The 17338-nt window shown below is 57.5% G+C and carries 20 protein-coding genes; 18 read left to right on the plus strand and 2 right to left on the minus strand.

Translation table 11 applies throughout. The features are described from left to right. Positions 1–49: 49 nt before the first annotated feature. Entirely contained in the window at positions 50–919 is an 870-nt protein-coding gene (locus ACQ4OE_RS07630; RefSeq protein ID WP_430946255.1) for a peptidoglycan DD-metalloendopeptidase family protein, read from the plus strand. 106 nt (positions 920–1025) lie between these two features. Continuing rightward, a complete protein-coding gene (rpoS, locus tag ACQ4OE_RS07635) occupies positions 1026–2036 on the plus strand; it encodes an RNA polymerase sigma factor RpoS (protein WP_122591386.1) in 1011 nt (336 codons plus the stop codon). A 491-nt stretch (positions 2037–2527) separates the two neighbouring features. On the opposite strand, the gene fdxA is transcribed toward rpoS, so the two are convergent. Continuing rightward, positions 2528–2851: a ferredoxin FdxA gene (gene fdxA, locus ACQ4OE_RS07640; RefSeq protein ID WP_007908827.1), complete on the minus strand. Its 324-nt coding sequence runs from the start codon at positions 2849–2851 to the stop codon at positions 2528–2530. Between the two features lie 163 nt (positions 2852–3014). Beyond that, complete coding sequence (mutS, locus tag ACQ4OE_RS07645) at positions 3015–5585, minus strand: DNA mismatch repair protein MutS (protein ID WP_430946386.1); 2571 nt, start codon at positions 5583–5585, stop codon at positions 3015–3017. 251 nt (positions 5586–5836) lie between these two features. Here mutS and ACQ4OE_RS07650 point away from each other — a divergent pair, with 251 nt between their 5' ends. The 16 genes from ACQ4OE_RS07650 (at position 5837) to ACQ4OE_RS07725 (ending at position 17337) form a co-directional block, all read left to right on the plus strand. After that, entirely contained in the window at positions 5837–6586 is a 750-nt protein-coding gene (locus ACQ4OE_RS07650; protein ID WP_430946256.1) for a winged helix-turn-helix domain-containing protein, read from the plus strand. After that, positions 6553–7044, plus strand: coding sequence for a hypothetical protein (locus tag ACQ4OE_RS07655; protein WP_430946257.1), 492 nt, complete (start codon positions 6553–6555; stop codon positions 7042–7044). Before ACQ4OE_RS07650 ends, ACQ4OE_RS07655 begins: the two co-directional genes overlap by 34 nt. A 560-nt stretch (positions 7045–7604) precedes the next feature. Continuing rightward, positions 7605–7970, plus strand: coding sequence for a DUF1090 family protein (locus tag ACQ4OE_RS07660; RefSeq protein WP_430946258.1), 366 nt, complete (start codon positions 7605–7607; stop codon positions 7968–7970). Positions 7971–8024: 54 nt separating this feature from the next. Then, positions 8025–8207: a hypothetical protein gene (locus tag ACQ4OE_RS07665; protein WP_122591393.1), complete on the plus strand. Its 183-nt coding sequence runs from the start codon at positions 8025–8027 to the stop codon at positions 8205–8207. 55 nt (positions 8208–8262) lie between these two features. Next, a complete protein-coding gene (locus ACQ4OE_RS07670) occupies positions 8263–9006 on the plus strand; it encodes a LexA family transcriptional regulator (RefSeq protein ID WP_430946259.1) in 744 nt (247 codons plus the stop codon). Between the two features lie 515 nt (positions 9007–9521). Further along, a complete protein-coding gene (locus ACQ4OE_RS07675) occupies positions 9522–9938 on the plus strand; it encodes a tail fiber assembly protein (protein ID WP_430946260.1) in 417 nt (138 codons plus the stop codon). Positions 9939–10073: 135 nt separating this feature from the next. After that, positions 10074–10544, plus strand: a complete 471-nt coding sequence (locus ACQ4OE_RS07680) for a tail fiber assembly protein (protein ID WP_430946261.1) — start codon at positions 10074–10076, stop codon at positions 10542–10544. A gap of 123 nt (positions 10545–10667) precedes the next feature. After that, positions 10668–11006 (plus strand): phage holin family protein, encoded by a 339-nt coding sequence (locus ACQ4OE_RS07685; RefSeq protein WP_122591396.1) that lies wholly within the window; start codon positions 10668–10670, stop codon positions 11004–11006. Between the two features lie 70 nt (positions 11007–11076). Beyond that, positions 11077–11589: a hypothetical protein gene (locus ACQ4OE_RS07690; RefSeq protein ID WP_122591398.1), complete on the plus strand. Its 513-nt coding sequence runs from the start codon at positions 11077–11079 to the stop codon at positions 11587–11589. Between the two features lie 3 nt (positions 11590–11592). Then, positions 11593–12201 (plus strand): phage baseplate assembly protein V, encoded by a 609-nt coding sequence (locus ACQ4OE_RS07695; RefSeq protein WP_430946262.1) that lies wholly within the window; start codon positions 11593–11595, stop codon positions 12199–12201. A 14-nt stretch (positions 12202–12215) separates the two neighbouring features. Continuing rightward, complete coding sequence (locus ACQ4OE_RS07700) at positions 12216–12548, plus strand: phage baseplate protein (RefSeq protein ID WP_007908814.1); 333 nt, start codon at positions 12216–12218, stop codon at positions 12546–12548. After that, positions 12545–13540 (plus strand): baseplate J/gp47 family protein, encoded by a 996-nt coding sequence (locus ACQ4OE_RS07705; RefSeq protein ID WP_430946263.1) that lies wholly within the window; start codon positions 12545–12547, stop codon positions 13538–13540. The genes ACQ4OE_RS07700 and ACQ4OE_RS07705 overlap by 4 nt, the downstream gene beginning before the upstream one ends. Next, positions 13537–14172 (plus strand): phage tail protein I, encoded by a 636-nt coding sequence (locus ACQ4OE_RS07710; protein WP_430946264.1) that lies wholly within the window; start codon positions 13537–13539, stop codon positions 14170–14172. The genes ACQ4OE_RS07705 and ACQ4OE_RS07710 overlap by 4 nt, the downstream gene beginning before the upstream one ends. Further along, positions 14173–16635 (plus strand): phage tail protein, encoded by a 2463-nt coding sequence (locus ACQ4OE_RS07715; RefSeq protein ID WP_430946265.1) that lies wholly within the window; start codon positions 14173–14175, stop codon positions 16633–16635. A 10-nt stretch (positions 16636–16645) separates the two neighbouring features. After that, positions 16646–17050, plus strand: coding sequence for a hypothetical protein (locus ACQ4OE_RS07720; protein ID WP_430946266.1), 405 nt, complete (start codon positions 16646–16648; stop codon positions 17048–17050). Between the two features lie 101 nt (positions 17051–17151). Continuing rightward, entirely contained in the window at positions 17152–17337 is a 186-nt protein-coding gene (locus ACQ4OE_RS07725; protein ID WP_430946267.1) for a hypothetical protein, read from the plus strand. Position 17338 lies beyond the last annotated feature (1 nt).

A 17338-nucleotide genomic window follows, 5' to 3' on the forward strand; every position in this document is an offset into this window, starting at 1 on the left:
CCGAAATCCGGCATTCCACATTTTTCAGCCACCACAAAGGGAGCGGCGGGTGAGTCTCACAGTCATTGCGCAGCGTATGGGTAACACGAGCTTTCAGCGCCTGGTGACTGGCCTTGTCTTGAGCACCTTGCTGGTGGGTTGCTCCAGCACCAAATCGAACAACGTGCGCGTAGTTGATCGCAACAACGCGGTTGCACAACGTCCTACCGTAACGACCGGGCAGTATGTAGTCCGTCCGGGCGATACGATGTTTTCGATCGCATTTCGCTACGGCTGGGACTACAAAGCCCTCGCTGCCCGGAACAATATTCCTACGCCGTATACGATCCATCCGGGTCAGACAATTCGCTTTGACGGCCGCACCGGTTCAACGCCGACGGCGGTGGTGAGCAACAGCACTTCCTCGCCTTCTTCGTCGAGCAAAACCACGGTAATCCGGCGCCAGGCAAATGGCACGACGACCACCACAACCACCGGTTCCACGGGGGCTGCACCGTCCGTCGCCAACAAGTCAGCGCCTGCTCCACTGCCTCCCGCAGGTCCAGCCCCGACCGGCTGGGGATGGCCATCTAATGGCATTCTGATTGGAAAATTCTCTTCAAACGGTAGTTTGAATAAAGGAATTGATATCGCCGGAGATTTGGGACAGCCTGTTTTAGCTGCGTCTGATGGGACGGTGGTTTACGCCGGGAGTGGCTTAAGGGGCTACGGCGAATTAGTCATCATCAAACACAGCGAAACCTACGTCAGTGCTTACGGACATAACCGCAGGCTGTTGGTTCGGGAGGGACAGCAGGTCAAGGTCGGACAGACAATTGCCGAAATGGGGTCAACGGGTACAGACCGGGTGAAACTGCATTTTGAGATTCGCCGCCAAGGTAAACCTGTAGATCCGCTGCAGTTCCTGCCAAGACGTTGATTTGTAAGCCAGCCTGTTCCGTCGCGTAGAGGGGACAGGCTCCAGCGCTGCCAAGGATAAAGGCGTCGCTTGAGCTTGGGGTCGAACTCACCAAAGGACTATAACAATGGCTCTCAGTAAAGAAGTGCCGGAGTTTGACATCGACGATGAGGTTCTCCTTATGGAGACCGGCATCGATTCGGATTCTTCGATGTCGAATGATGAAGGGGCTGCTCCACCTTCCGTTCGTTCCAAATCCAAACACTCCGCTTCACTTAAACAACATAAGTACATCGACTACACGCGGGCACTCGATGCCACGCAGTTGTATCTCAACGAAATCGGCTTTTCCCCACTGCTCTCTCCGGAGGAAGAAGTTCATTTTGCGCGACTGTCGCAAAGTGGCGATCCGGCCGGGCGCAAGCGCATGATTGAAAGTAACCTGCGACTGGTGGTGAAAATCGCCCGACGCTACGTCAATCGGGGCCTGTCGCTGCTGGATCTGATCGAAGAGGGCAACCTCGGTCTGATTCGTGCGGTGGAAAAGTTCGATCCTGAACGCGGCTTCCGCTTCTCGACCTACGCCACCTGGTGGATTCGTCAAACCATCGAGCGCGCGATCATGAATCAGACCCGGACCATCCGGCTGCCGATTCATGTGGTCAAGGAACTCAACGTGTACCTGCGGGCTGCACGGGAGCTGACGCAAAAGCTCGACCACGAACCTTCACCCGAAGAAATCGCCAACCTGCTGGAAAAACCGGTGGGCGAGGTCAAGCGCATGCTGGGCCTTAACGAACGGGTTTCTTCGGTCGACGTCTCGCTGGGTCCGGATTCGGATAAAACCCTGCTGGACACCCTCACTGATGATCGTCCTACCGATCCATGCGAACTGCTGCAGGATGACGACCTGTCACAGAGCATCGATCAATGGCTGTCTGAGTTGACTGACAAGCAGCGCGAGGTGGTGGTACGCCGCTTCGGCCTGCGCGGCCACGAGAGCAGCACGCTGGAAGATGTAGGCCTGGAGATAGGCCTGACGCGCGAGCGAGTGCGGCAGATTCAGGTAGAAGGTCTCAAACGCCTTCGTGAAATTCTTGAGAAGAATGGCCTGTCGAGCGAGTCGCTGTTCCAGTAAGCGCCTCACACGACTGCCCGCAAAAAGCCCCGACTGGTTCGGGGCTTTTTGTTGTCTTGGGGAAGCCATTGGTCTGATCGAGTCCGATGTAGTCTCTCGCTGTAAGCCATTGCTTACTGTTTCGTAAGTGTTCGTTATCTCTGCACGGCGGCAGACGCCGATTGCTTTCGATGGGCATTCGTAACCGATTGAAAGATAAGTTTATTTTTTATTATTAAGTGCTTATGACAGACAGTTTCACCGGGGAGGAGCGATTGATCTCTTCACGGAACTCTCTAGTATCGGGGCTGTGTCGACGGACAGACACGCCCTTCAAGGAAGAGGGGAACGGACATCGCAGGAAGCGATTCATCAGGACGATGAAAAGGGAATACAGGGAATAGGGAAAAAATGTGGGCGGGTCATACCGCCCCTTTTTTTGCCTGCAGAAAAGTAAAACGCGGAAAAGCAAAAAGGCCCGCAAGGGGCCTTTTATTCGAGCGCGCGACAGATCAGCGTTCGAGGTCTTTGATCTTGCCTTTGACGCCATCCCACTCTTCGGCATCCGGCAGCGATTCTTTCTTCTCGGTGATGTTCGGCCAGATTTCAGCCAGCTCAACGTTGAGTTGAATGAATTCCTGCATCTCTTCCGGGACTTCGTCTTCGGAGAAAATGGCCACGGCCGGGCATTCTGGTTCGCACAGGGCGCAATCGATGCACTCATCCGGGTGAATCACCAGGAAGTTCGGGCCTTCGTAAAAGCAGTCCACCGGACACACTTCTACGCAGTCGGTGTACTTGCACTTGATGCAGTTGTCGGTGACGACGAAGGTCATTTCTAATTTTCTCCTCAGGCGGCGGCAGCGTTGCCCCTTCACGGTTGGGGTCGCCAGGTTCGGGAGCGATACCTGCTGGCCAGGCTATTAGCCAGCAGCATCCCAAACCGCGCGAGATTCTAACAGCTTGAAGCGGTTTGCGTTATATCCGCTTCTTCAGTGCTTATATCCGGTTCTTCAGTGCATAGAGCATTTCGAGCGCTCGACGCGGGGTCATGTCGTCAAGATCCACTTTGGCCAGCTCATCAAGCACTGGATGCGGCAGGCTGGCGAACATGTCGCTTTGCTGCGGTGTCGCCGGTTTGCCCTTGGCGGCGGGTTTAGGCGCTTCATGGGGAAGAGCGGTGTCTTCCAGTCGGCTCAAATGCTCGCGGGCGCGCACGATCACTTCACTTGGCACACCGGCCAATTGCGCCACCGCCAGGCCGTAGCTCTGGCTCGCAGGCCCCGGTAGCACGTGGTGCAGGAACACGATGCGCTCGTTGTGCTCGGTCGCGTTGAGGTGCACGTTGGCCACCAGCGGCTCGGCTTCCGGCAGCACCGTCAGCTCGAAATAGTGCGTGGCGAACAAAGTATAGGCGCGCAGTTGCGCCAGACGCTCGGCCGCTGCCCACGCCAGCGACAGGCCGTCGAAGGTGCTGGTGCCGCGACCGACTTCGTCCATCAGCACCAGGCTGCGCTCGGTGGCGTTGTGCAGGATGTTGGCGGTTTCGCTCATTTCGACCATGAAGGTCGAACGACCACCGGCCAGGTCATCGCTGGAACCGATGCGAGTGAAGATGCGATCCACCAGCGACAGTTCGCAACTGGCCGCCGGCACAAAGCTGCCGATGTGCGCCAACAGCACGATCAACGCGGTCTGGCGCATGTAGGTGGATTTACCGCCCATGTTCGGGCCGGTGATCACCAGCATGCGCGTGTTGTCATCCAGGCTCAGGTCGTTGGCCACGAACGGCGTGGTCAGCACTTGCTCGACCACCGGGTGACGACCCTGGGTGATACGCATGCATGGCTCGCTGACGAAACGCGGGCAGTTCAGATCAAGATTCAGCGCTCGCTCGGCGAGGTTGCTCAATACGTCCAGTTCAGCCAAGGCGCCAGCGGTGTCCTGCAGCGGTGGGAGCTGGCTGATCAGATCTTCCAGTAGCGCTTCGTAAAGCATTTTTTCGCGAGCGAGGGCACGGCTCTTGGCCGACAGCGCCTTGTCTTCGAACTCTTTCAGCTCCGGCGTGATGAATCGCTCGGCGCCCTTGAGGGTCTGGCGACGGATGTAATCCGCGGGTGCCGATTCTGCCTGCTTGCTGGGCAACTCGATGAAGTAGCCGTGAATACGGTTGTAGCCGACTTTCAGATGGCTCAGACCGGTTCGGGCTTTTTCGCGGGCTTCCAGATCGATGAGGAACTGGCCGGCGTTCTCGCTCAGCGATTGCAGCTCATCGAGTTCGCTGTCGTAGCCGGTTTTCAAAACGCCGCCGTCACGGATCACCGCAGGCGGGTTGTCGATAATGGCTTTTTCCAGCAGCGCCGCCAGTTCCGGGTAGGTGCTGGTGATCGTCGCCAGACCTTGCAGGTGCGGTGCTTCCAGATCGGTCATTGCCACTTGCAGTTCGGGCAGGGCACCGAGAGCGTCCCGCAGTCGTGCGAGGTCGCGAGGACGCGCATTGCGCAGGCCGATCCGCGCGAGAATCCGCTCGATGTCGCCGATTTCCTTGAGCTGCGGCTGCAGCTTTTCGAAGCGGTAGCGGTCGAGCAGGCAAGTGATCGAGGTCTGGCGCGCGAGCAGTACGGTTAGATCGCGCAGAGGGCGGTTCAGCCAACGGGTCAGCAAACGGCTGCCCATGGCGGTCTGGCAACGATCAACCACCGATTGCAGGGTGTTATCGCGGCCACCGGCCAGGTTGGTATCGAGTTCGAGGTTACGACGGCTGGCGCCATCGAGCACCACGGTGTCATCGAGACGTTCGTGGCGCAGGCTGCGCAAGTGCGGCAGGGCGGTGCGCTGGGTTTCTTTGGCGTAGGCCAGCAGACAACCCGCAGCGCCGATGGCAAGGGTCAGGTTCTCGCAGCCAAAGCCCTTGAGGTCTTGGGTGGAAAATTGCTGGCAAAGGCTTTTCAGTGCCGAGTCGCGCTCGAAATCCCACGGCGCACGACGGCTGACGCCACGGCGTTTTTCCGCAGGCAGGTCTCTTGGCCAGTCGTCCGGGATCAGCAACTCGACCGGGTTGATCCGCTCCAGTTCCGCCAGCAGATTTTCCCAACCCTTGATTTCAGAGACGCTGAAGCTGCCGCTGGTGATGTCCAGCACGGCCAGACCAAACAGGCGCTCGTCACCCAACAGTGCGGCAATCAGGTTGTCGCGGCGCTCATCGAGCAGCGCCTCGTCACTCACCGTGCCCGGCGTGAGAATGCGCACCACCTGACGTTCGACCGGGCCTTTGCTGGTCGCCGGGTCGCCGACCTGCTCGCAGATCACCACCGACTCGCCGAGCTTGACCAGTTTCGCCAGGTAGCCTTCCGCTGCGTGATAAGGAATCCCACACATCGGAATCGCCTGCCCCGCCGACTGCCCGCGCGCGGTCAGGGTGATGTCCAGCAACTTGGCAGCCTTCTTCGCGTCTTCGTAGAAGATCTCGTAGAAGTCGCCCATGCGGTAGAACATCAGCTGATCCGGGTGCTGATTCTTTAGGCGCCAGTACTGCTGCATCATCGGAGTGTGGGAGGACAGGTCTGAAATAGCTTTATTCATCAGGGGTTTAGCTTTACCGGAATGAGTGACGAGGCAAAAACGGGGACGTTCGCATCTTCAAAATGGCGAGTACTTGCCAGCGATGCCGCCCGTGGGTTGTTTCAGTGGGGCTGAGTATGAAGTTTTTTTGAGGTGGATGCAGCAACGCGCCGCCGCTCGGGTTGGCATTGTGTCCTATAGTGCCGAAAAGCTATCGAATGATCGGAATTCGTGGATTGCAGGTCAGTTGAGGACGCAGCTTGGAACAGTCAGAAGGCATCGGCTCAGGATCGACATCGAGCGATTGCCATTACGATGCGGAAAAAATGACCCTCAGCCGGGCAGGGCGATCAGCCTGTCTGGGCAGCAATGAAAGTGATCTGTTGCTGGCATTGATCGCCGGCGTGACTGATAAGGAGCAACTGATCTCGCGGGTTTGGGGCGAGCGCGGGCTGGTGATCTCCGACAGCAGTTACTACAAGACCCTGCACATGCTTCGCACGCATTTCGCCGATGTCGGTTTGCCTCGGGACAGCCTCAAGACCCTGCCGCGTCGGGGTGTGGTGCTGTTGTGTGAGATCCGATTGGTCAGCACAGAGCTGACGCAGATTGAGGCCGTGCCAGCGGTCGTCAGTCCTGGCGAGCAAGCGCTCATCGCGCAGACGAAACCGTCGCGCCGCCACAGGCGCTTGCTGTTGCCTGCCCTGGTTGTAGCCGCGACGATTCTTCCACTGTTTTACGCTTGGTTGATCTTCAAGAAACCCGCCGACCTGGAGGAGTGGAAACTCGTCTGGCAGGAAGGCGAGGCGAAGTTGTTCGTGGAAGAAAGTGAAAGAATATCCAAGGACGAAATTGTGAAGGCACTCAGCGAGTTCGAGCCGCCCATTGAGTTATCGGATACTAACTACTATGTGCGAAAGCCGCTCTCCCAGTTATTGATCAAGTGCGTCAAGCCTGAAAGCAAAGGGGAGGCCATATGCGTGAATTACCAGCTCGTTGGAAAAAAATAATTCCGCTGTTGGCTGTCTCGACGATATTGATCTTCGGTGTATTGGTTGTCCGGTATTTCTATCTGATCAATCGCGATATTCCGCGTGCGCCGTGTTTCGCTTCCATCGATTTCGTCCATACCCCTGACCACAAAGTTCGCTGGCATGGCGTTGGTGATATGACGATCGATCCGAAAGAAGGCGCCCTTTATGTGTATTACGTAGTGAAAACTCCCGAGGGCAAAGTCTTTACCTACGATCGCAAGTTCGACATTTCCCTCACTCATCTGGACACTTCCAGATTCCTGTTCAAGACGCGATCCATTGTGAAGTTTGATTCAGACACCGCCGGAGATGAACTGCCATTTATGGAGCGGGGATTTCAGGGCGGTATGGTGACCTTCAATTACTTCTCCGATACCGAGTATTACTACAACATCAATAACCTGATCAATGGCGTTTGCCACGTCCCTCGCTAGCGAAACCCCGCAGGTGCAAGGCTCGGGGCGACTAAGTAAGACTAAGTAAGATGTCTGTAAGGCCTCAGGAGCTCTGCGTTGTTAATGTGATTCGAGTCAAGGCAACCGCTGCTGCGAAGAGTCTGCGTAGCAAGGCTGTTTATTGTCTTGAAGAATATGATGACGTTTAGAGTATCAAGGGGTTTACCAATGCTCTGGTTTTGCGTGCGCAGTTCGCATGGGGTTCAGGCTCCGGCCTGGAAACGTTCCATTGCCATTAAGAGGGACGGCACCGTATTTGTTGCCGCTGCAATTGGTGGCAAGGAAAAGGATGTAAGTTTGTCTACGTTATCGGGTCGCACGCCAGTGCTACTGTGTTTTGACCATGTATATGTACCGATGGCGTGGATGGTTGAACATTTTCCGATGTGCAAGGCTCGCTGCCGCGAAATGGTCTCAGCCGCATTATTCAGTCTACAGAAAACCTTGAATTGTCGAGATGCCTGGAATCGCGTCAGTTGTTTTTGTGGGCCTTCGGGCGAGAAAACTTATCTTGGTTATGTCTCATGAAGTTTAGTCTGTTGTGGAGCCTGACTCTGGCGGTCGGCGCCGGGTTAATCGTTGATCGTTCCTTTGCAGACTCGCGACAAAGTTGCGCCGAGCGCCGCGGGGAACTTATCCGACAAATAGAACGCGCCGATGCGGCGGATAACATCTATCGCAAGGCCGGTCTGGAACAGGCGCTGGCCAATGTCGAGCGTTACTGTCGCGAGCCCTCACTTGAAGATGAGCATGAAAGGGCCATTCAGAAGGCTGAAGCCGAAGTTCGGCGCCGCCAAAACCATCTGAAAGCGGCGCGTCAGTACGGTGATGTGAAAGTCATCCAGAAGCAGGAAGCCAGGCTTGAGCGGGCCGAGGCCAAACTGCAAAGGCTCATGGATGAGTAAGCGCCAGTTCGGCTGTGAACCAACGTGTCTATCGTGATCTCTGGAAATTCGACAATGAAAAACGCACTACTCTTTGCCTCAATCCTGACCTCGACCGTTTTGATCTCTGGCTGCACCGCTACCGATTGGGTACACGCCGCCGGGGGCATCATGGGCGCCAAAGACGATTACGACAAAAAGGCCCGAAGCGATCGGCTCAAGCGAGCCAATGCGGCTGCCCGGCGGGTTAAATCGTGATCTATGCATAATTTATGCAAAACAGCATTTGTCTTCGCGAATAACTTCAAGCACTATGCGCGTTATGCAAAAACGCAACGTTGCCTCCGTCTTAAGAGCACTGCTCGACCAGCACGGGATCTCCCCCACGGAGCTCCACCGTCGCACCGGCGTGCCTCAATCCACTCTCTCGCGGATTCTCAGCGGGAAGATCGTCGATCCCTCGGATAAACATATTTCGAAGATCGCCGAGTACTTCAATGTCAGTACCGATCAGTTGCGCGGGCGCGCGAATGTGGCTCCGGCGACAGGCGCGGCGCGTGATGACGTACACGCGGAACTCAAGGACATAATGCTGTGGGACGACGATACGCCTGTCGATGATGACGAAGTATCAGTGCCGTTCCTTCGCGAGGTTGAATTGGCTGCTGGATCAGGAAGATTCGTCATTGAAGAGAGCGAACGCTCTAGCCTGCGCTTCGGCAAGCGCAGTCTGCGTCACAATGGTGTGCAGTTCGACCAGGCCAAATGCGTGACCGTGCGTGGCAACAGCATGTTGCCGGTGCTGCGTGATGGCGCCACCGTCGGTGTCAACGCGGGCAAGTGCGGCATCGGCGACATCATTGATGGCGACCTGTACGCGATCAATCACAACGGCCAGCTGCGCGTGAAACAACTCTATCGTCTGCCCACCGGTATCCGCCTGCGCAGCTTCAACCGCGACGAACATCCGGACGAGGACTACAGCTTCCAGGAAATCCAGGAAGAGCAGATCGTCATCCTCGGTCACGTCTTCTGGTGGGGCATGTACGCCCGCTGATCTGATAGCCCTCACATAAAACCCGCCCTCTCGGCGGGTTTTTTTTCGCCTGAAGAAAATCCTCAAAGCCTTTGCAGACGGGCCTTTCATGCGCTCACGCATTTTTCGCGCATAAATAAATGCATTTATGCATTGACTGTATATGCATCCATGCATATTCTTGCCACCAAGCCGCTCGACAAAGCGGCTGGCAAGAAAGCTCTTTAGTTCCACAAGAACAGGCAGCGATGAACCGGCCTCAACGGTTCAGAGGGTTGGCAACTGACCCGGGTGCGCAGCGTAAAGCACCAGAAGCAGTTATCCGGCGGGCAGGGACCGCGGTCGGAAAAACAATTTGAACGGACTCGTACCGCGCCAGTAGCGCCGAAGAGTCAGCTTCCTTCTTGAACACAGGATTGGAAGGAAGGCGAAGGAGCGCATTACTGAAAAGCCCGGTGCATCACCGGGCTTTTTGGAATGCCTGCCAGGGCAGTAACCGAAATGCCGGGATGCCGGTACTGAATAAGGATATGACCATGAAGAAGTACGCTCGCGTTGTTGATGGCAAGGTCGACAACATTTTCGAAACCGATAATCCGATCACCGAAGAGTTTCCATCCAATCAAGTCTGGGTAGATGTCACCGCATTGCCCAAGATTGATTACTCCTGGAACGCCGTGAATACCGACGGCGTCTGGACTTTCACCGACAGCGACATGTGGGGTCAGCCGTCCCAGTTGTCCAACCAACTGCGCAGTGCTCGAACGCCTCGACTCGAACGCGCCAACAGCACATTGGCCTCCAGTGCCCTTGCATACAAGGTCGAACTCGGCCTCGCCACGCCTGCCGATGAAGCTGCACTACTGGCTTACAAGCAGTTCTTCATCGACATGAGCAACGTCAACAAACAACCAGGCTATCCGCTGACGGTCACTTGGCCAGAAGTTCCTTAAGCACTGGTTTGCGGCCTTCGCGCTGTCAACCATAAAACTGAAGGGCCCGGTGCTCGTTGCCGGGCTTTCTTGAAATGCCTGCCCGCGGTTAGAGCTGTTTACTCACTGATACAGCGCGGTGAAAGGCGGAGCAGGTTGAAGCAGCTCAATCTCTGTCCCTCTCCAAAAGGTGAATTTATGAATCGATATGTTCTTATTAACTACAGCACTACTTCTCCATTTTCCCGGGTCGCTGACATCCAGGATGCTGAAGAACAACCCATGAATCCTCCACCGGATATGCAGTCCTTCTGGAATCAGGTCGCCATTGATACGGTCGTTCAAGTGGGCTGGAAAGCTGAAAACTCAGAGAACGGTTGGGTCTTCTCTGAGCTGACGCATGAAGACTACGTGAACTTGGTCGCAGTGCAGGTGCGGACAAAGTTGGGATTTGCGACGGGTTGGCTGACTATCAACCCCGTGAATTTCAAAGTGAATCTTGGCGTCGCCACGCCTGCAGAGCAAGCCGCATGGCTGGCCTATCAGCAGTACCACATCGCTGTCAGTGACGTGAAAACCCAAGCTGACTACCCCTACACGATCAACTGGCCGGTGGCTCCGTTTTAATAAAAAGCGAGTGCGCATTACTGAAAAGCCCCGTGCATCACCGGGCTTTTTGGAATGCCTACCTCAAGAGAAACCGCTTGAACCCAACACACACCAATCATTCATCACACCAGGAGGTGTGACATGACAACCGAGCAACAAGCGTTGGCCGACATGCCGATCTGGCTGGTCATCCTCCTTGCCGTAGTGGGCGGGGTGTCCGGCGAAATGTGGCGTGCCGACAAGGAGGGCGCCCGTGGCTGGTCATTAGTACGGCGTCTGGCCTTGCGCTCCGGCGCCTGCATGATCTGCGGCGTGTCGGCGATCATGCTGCTGTATGCCGCCGGCATGTCGATCTGGGCCGCGGGAGCGTTCGGCTGCCTCACTGCAATGGCCGGGGCCGATGTGGCCATCGGTCTCTACGAACGCTGGGCTGCCAAACGCATCGGCGTCTGCGAAGTTCCACCCCGCGACCAGCCTTAATCTTGAATGTTATTCGTGCCGCCCTTTGGGCGGCAGGGCTGCGCGTGGACGATTGAAAAGGAGGTCATGTATGCCCACACCGATTCAGCAGCCGTCGCAACTGTTCACCGCCATCGCGACGACGCTGCGCAACACCGCCGGGCTCAACATCATTGCCGGCCATCACGACGATTTCACTGCACCGGGCGATCAGGCCTGGGTGTTGATCGACTTCGACAGAAATGCATCAGGACTGCGCGCCGCTGATGGGCGTATCGCGCATGTCATGACGCTGTCGCTGCAAGTCATTCCGGCGCTTGCCGCGACTGCATTTGCCGCCTGCGATCTGATCGCCGTGCTGAAAAATCTCATCACTGACAACCGCTGGGAACTGCCCGGCGATCAGTGTGATCTGCCAACGAACATCGATGGCCTGCCGTCACTGCTTGGCGAGCAATACAAGGCCTGGACCCTGACGTTCGAGCAGACCCTCTACCTCGGCCCGACCTTGCTTGACGACCCGCTCGGCACACCGAAATTCGCCCGCACCTGGGAAGTCAGCGACATCGACGACCCGGATCAATACACCGCGCTGGAGGGCTGACCGATGTTCGACGCATTACTGCGCATGCAACTGGGGCCGATCATCGAACGCCTCGCGGAAATGGAAGCGGAGATCGAAGACCTTAACCGCCGCGCCGAGAGCTTCTGCCGCATCGGCATTTGCCAGAGCGTCGACGCGGCGAGCAACACTTGTCAGGTCAGCCACGGTGGCTTGCTGACGCCGGCCATCAAGTTCTTCAACCCGAGTGCCGGGGCGCAGAGCGAGTCGCGAATACCGAGCGTGGGCGAGCAGTGCTTGCTGTTCAACTACGGCAGCGGCGAAAGCGGCGCGCAGAGCGTGGCTTTATTCGGCCTCAACAGTGATCGTTTTCCACCGGCCGCGACCGTGCCGACGCTGACCCGTCGTGTGCATCAGGACGGCAGCGAAAGCGGCTACGACGACGCCACGCACACCTTGCATTGGCAGAACGCCCCGGCTGCTTTCAGCGGTTCTCGCCAAGCGCTGGAATTGAGTATCGGCCCGGCGCAACTGGCCATGACTGCACAAGCGATCAACCTGCAACTGGGCGCCGTCGGCCTGACCATCGACGCCTCTGGCGTGCACTTCAGCGGCCCGTTGGTCGATCACCAGGGCCGTGTCATCAGCCCCTGATTCAAGAGTTTTCCATGATCGGAATCGATAGAGACAGCGGGGCCACGGTCGACGACTGGCTGCAGTTTGTGCAGCGCGCGACCCGGGCCCTGACCACGCCGCTGGGCACCCGGCAAAAACGGCCCTTGTACGGATCGCTGATCCCCTCGCTGCTGGGGCAAAACCTCGGTGACGACGTTTTGCTTCTCGCCCAAAGCCACGCCGCGCAAGCGTTCTACAACGCACAAAACGGCATCAGCGATTTTCAACCGCAAGTGATCGTCGCCAGCCGTCAGGGCGCCGGTCTGTTGCTGCGGTTTGCCGGCACCTGGAAAAACCGTCAACAAACCTTCGAGGTCGTGACATGAGCATGTTGATTCCCGGCCAGAACCAATTGGCCGAACCCGCCCTGATCACCGTCGACGCCTTTGAGGATTTGCTCGCCGAGTTCAAAGCGTTCGTCGTCGAATACGTCGCGGCTCGCTCGCCGGACAGTGCGGCGAAACTCAAGACCAGTCTGGACAACGAAAGTGAGTTGCTGACCCTGGCGCTCGAAGCCTTTTGCGTCCGGCTGCAAACCCATGAACGCAAATACAACGCACGCATCAAGCAGATGCTGGCGTGGTGGGCGACCGGCAGCAACCTCGATGCGCGGCTGGCAGACATGGGTCTCGAACGGCAGTTGCTGGATGCCGGCGACCCGGCGGCATTCCCACCGGTGCCGGCGATTTATGAAAGCGACGACGACGCCCGGTTGCGCTATTACCTGGCGCCCCATGCACCGGCGGCGGGTTCGCGAATGCAGTACCGCCGCGAAGTGTTCACCCTCGGCGAGCGGCCAACAGTGAACGTCGAATCCACCGATGCTGGAGTGGTGAATGTCACCTACACCTTCAACCCGGACGGCCTCGCCGCGCAGGTCAAGGATGGCAATGGCCGCCGCACCGCGCCCGGGGAAGTGCAGGTCACGGTGCTGGCGCGAGAGGGCGACGGTGCAGCGTCCGAACCCTTGCTCGACGGTGTGCGGCAGCATTTCGCACGGCCCGATGTGCGCCCGGAAACCGACCTCGTCACCGTCAAATCCGCCGATATTCAGCGCTACAAAATTCGCGTCGTCGCCAAGATCAATTCCGGCCCTGATTCGGGTCTGACCAAAGTCGCGGCGCAGCAGCAATTGCAGGCCTACGCCGACAGCTGTCATCGCCTCGAAGGCCGGGTCGATCCGAGCTGGATCGACTTCACGCTGCACAGCGCCGGCGCCGTGCAACTGCAGATTATCGAACCGCTGGCGCCGATCGTGACCACGGCGTTTCAAGCGCCATATTGCACGGCGGTTGAAGTCGAGGTGCTGACGCTATGAGTGAAAAAACTCAGCGCCCGACACTGTTGCCCGCCAACAGCTCGGCCCTCGAACGCGGCTTGGATCTGGGCTTCGGTGCTTTGCTGGATCGCATCGCGCCACCGTTCCCGGAGTTGATGAACCCTAGCGAAACGCCCGCCGCGTTTCTTCCGTATCTGGCGGCGGATCGTGGTGTTGCCGAGTGGAGCAGCGCTGCGCCGGAAGCAGAGAAACGCCTGACCGTCGAATTGGCCTGGCCGACTGCGCGTCAGGCCGGCACTCGCAAGGCGCTGGAAAATGCTGCCAAGGGTTTGCAACTGCGCCCGGAAATCCGCGCTTGGTACGAACAGACACCGCCCGGCACGCCTTACAGCTTCTCCGTGCGCGCTTTCAGCGAACAACCCTACAGCGAAGAAATCGATGCCCGTCTTGACCGACGCCTGGCCGATGCGAAAAGCGAACGGGATGTGCTGACGGTCTCGGTGGGCCTTAGCGCGTTCGGCAATCACGTCATCGGCGCCGCGACGTTCTGCGGTGAGCTGACCACGGTTTATCCGATCGTCATCGAAGGGCTCGAAACCTCGGGCAAAGCGTTCATGGCGGCGGCGCTGTACACCGTCGAAACATCCACAATTTATCCTCAGGGGGCCTGAATGGCTGACTATTACACCCTGCTCACCAACGCAGGGATTGCCTACGAAACGGCGTGCAAAGCCGCGGGCACGCCGATCAAATTGACGCAGATTTCCGTCGGCGATGGCGGCGGCGCGGTCTACAACCCGGCGGCCACCGCCACCGCCCTGAAACGCGAAGTCTGGCGTAGTCCGCTCAATGCGCTGTTCCAGGACGAGAAAAATCCGAGCTGGCTGCTCGCCGAAGTGACCATTCCGCCAGATGTTGGCGGCTGGTATGTGCGCGAGGTAGGGCTGTGGACCGACACCGGGATTCTCTACGCCATCGTCAAATACCCGGAGTCGTTCAAACCGGTTCTGGCCACCTCGGGTTCGGGCAAAGAGTTCTACATTCGCTCGATTTTCGAGACCAGTAATGCGTCCTTGGTGACGCTGCTGATCGACGACACCGTGGTCAAAGCCACCCGCGCCTGGGTCATGAGTTATCTGGCCGAAGAACTCGGCAAACTCGATGGCAAACAATCGGTGCGTGTCGCCGCGACTGGCAATGTCGTGTTGAACGGCGCGCAGCAGATTGACGGCGTCGCCGTGGTCGCTGGTGACCGTGTGCTATTGCCGAGTCAAACATTGGCCAAGGACAACGGCCTGTGGATCGTCGCCAATGGTGACTGGGTGCGGGCGACCGATGCCAACAGCAACGCCAAGGTCACGCCGGGCCTGACGGTCATGGTCGAGGAGGGTGCGGCGAACGGAGATTCGTTGTGGCACCTGACCACCAATGCGCCGATCACCCTCGGCACGACTGCGCTGACGTTCAAGATGCTCGCCGGGCGAACCGGGATTGCTGCCGGGACTTACAAGAGTCTGACGATTGATGAATATGGCCGGGCGACGGCGGGTGCGAATCCTGAAACGCTGGCCGGATTTGGCATCAAGGATTCGTATACCAAGGCTGAAGTTGAAGCGCTGATTGCAAAGGCGTCGGCGTTGCCGGTGGGGTCGATTGTCGCGTTCCCGGTTGACTCGCCACCGCCGGGTTTTCTGGAGCTGGATAACAGCGTCAAGAGCAGCGCGACTTACCCGGACTTGAGCGCTTATCTGGGTGGCAAGTTTAATAAGGGGGATGAGGGGGTTGGGAATTTCCGGTTGCCTGAAGCTCGCGGGGAATTCTTGCGGGGTTGGGATCATGGGCGTGGGGTAGATGCAAACCGTGCATCTGGAAGCTATCAAGCGGACAGCCTCAAGGCTCACTTCCATTCCCTCCCGACTGGATCAGGGGGAGGGCAGGCCGTCGATCCCAATGGAGAAAATCCGACGGTTGTATTGAAGGATACGGCGGCGGACTGGGTCCTGCGCACCGAGGGCGACAATGCCGAACTGAGTATTGGTCGTGTAAGAACCTACAACTCTGGAGCGGCAACTGAGACCCGTCCTCGCAACATCGCCGTCATGTGGTGCATCAAAGCCTGGAACGCCCCGGTCAATCAGGGAAATATCGACGTAGCGGCACTGGTCAAGGAAGTTTCGCGACTCGGCTCGGCCGTACCGGTCGGTGCGGTAATGGCTTTCCCGACAGGCATCGTGCCGCCCGGCTTTCTGGAGCTGGATGGCAGTGTGCAGAGCATTGCGACTTATCCGGATCTGGCTGCGTACCTTGGTACTACCTACAACAAGGGTGATGAAGGTGCAGGCAGTTTCCGGCTGCCGGATTCCCGCGGCGAATTCCTGCGTGGCTGGGACCATGGGCGTGGAATAGACGAAGAGCGTCAGATTGGCACTCTCCAACTGGACGCTATGCAACGGCTGACTGGCGGGATCTCTGCCGCAGACTCCACTGGGCTCGGCCAGGTAGTTAACGGCGTGTACAGTGGTACTAAGTCCGGAGTTGCAAAGGCTACTGTTGCTGCGGCTGATGCCTATACCAACGTGAATTTCGATAACGCCCGACAAGCCCGGACGGCCGCAGAAAACCGCCCACGCAACATCGCGGTCATGTGGTGCATCAAAGCCTGGAACGCCCCGGTCAATCAGGGAAACATCGACATTGCTGCATTGTCCGCTCTGGCACAGCAAGCCACTGAGACGAATCAAGGCACGGCGAAAGTTGCCACCCAGGTCCTTACTGACTCAGGTACTGATGACGCGACTATCGTCACGCCGAAAAAATTGCGCTTGGGCTTTCAGATTCTCAAGGCTGCCAATGGCTATGTAGTTTTTCCATCTTGGCTAGGCGGTCTCATTATCCAATGGGGTTACGCGTCAATTCCTGCTGCCTCAACGACGGTCCCATTTTCACTGAGCTACCCAAATGCGTGTCTCTGCGTACAAACCTCAGCATCCAATGTTTCGGGTGCAGCGGATGTTGCTGAGTTGACTTCGACGCCTGGCAAAAATGGATTTACGGCTGTCGGGGTAAGTTCAGGCATTTCAGGATCTCCCCTGCAAACTGCGACCAATTTCTATTGGCTCTCGATTGGGCATTAATGGTGGAAATATGAAGTACGTGACATTTGACTCCCAAGGCAATCTTGAGTCCCGCTTAATTCGCGGCGTAAGTGATATTCCGCAGGATGCCGTCGAGGTTGATGAAAGCCTGTGGATGCGCATCACTCAGGAACTTGATGGCGTATGGAAATTGGCTGATGACGGCGCCATTACCAAGCATGCGCTCCCCGAATTACAACCCGTCGAATATTCCGCTGAGGAAATTGAAGCTTTGAGGCGTCGTGCGTACGCCGACCCTATTACCGGATCCGACCGACTGTTCGCTGAGGCCCAGCGCATGGAAGTTATGGGCGAATCCGGTTGGGAAACCGTTCGCACGGCGGGCATACAACGATTCAATGAAATCCAGCAAGAATTTCCGTGGGCAACTTCCCCGTTACAAATCATGGACTGAACGCCCCGCACCCCGGGGCGTTTTCTTATCCGCTCAACAACAGTCAACACCCGCCAAGCCCCTCCCCACGAGGGGCTTTCCCGTTTATGGAGAAACGAAAAATGGCAACCCGCCAAACCTACACCGTGCTCGTCCCATTCCCCACCGGCGGTGGGCACTGGTCGAGCATCGGCCAAGACCTTGATCTGCTTGACGTCGAAGCGAGTGCCTTGCACTTCGCCGGTCGACTGGAACTGAAAACCCAATCCACCCAGGCCAAACAGGCCGCTGCCAAGAAGGCTGACTGAA

This window comes from Pseudomonas sp. WC2 (genome assembly GCF_050586545.1).
Lineage (GTDB): Bacteria > Pseudomonadota > Gammaproteobacteria > Pseudomonadales > Pseudomonadaceae > Aquipseudomonas.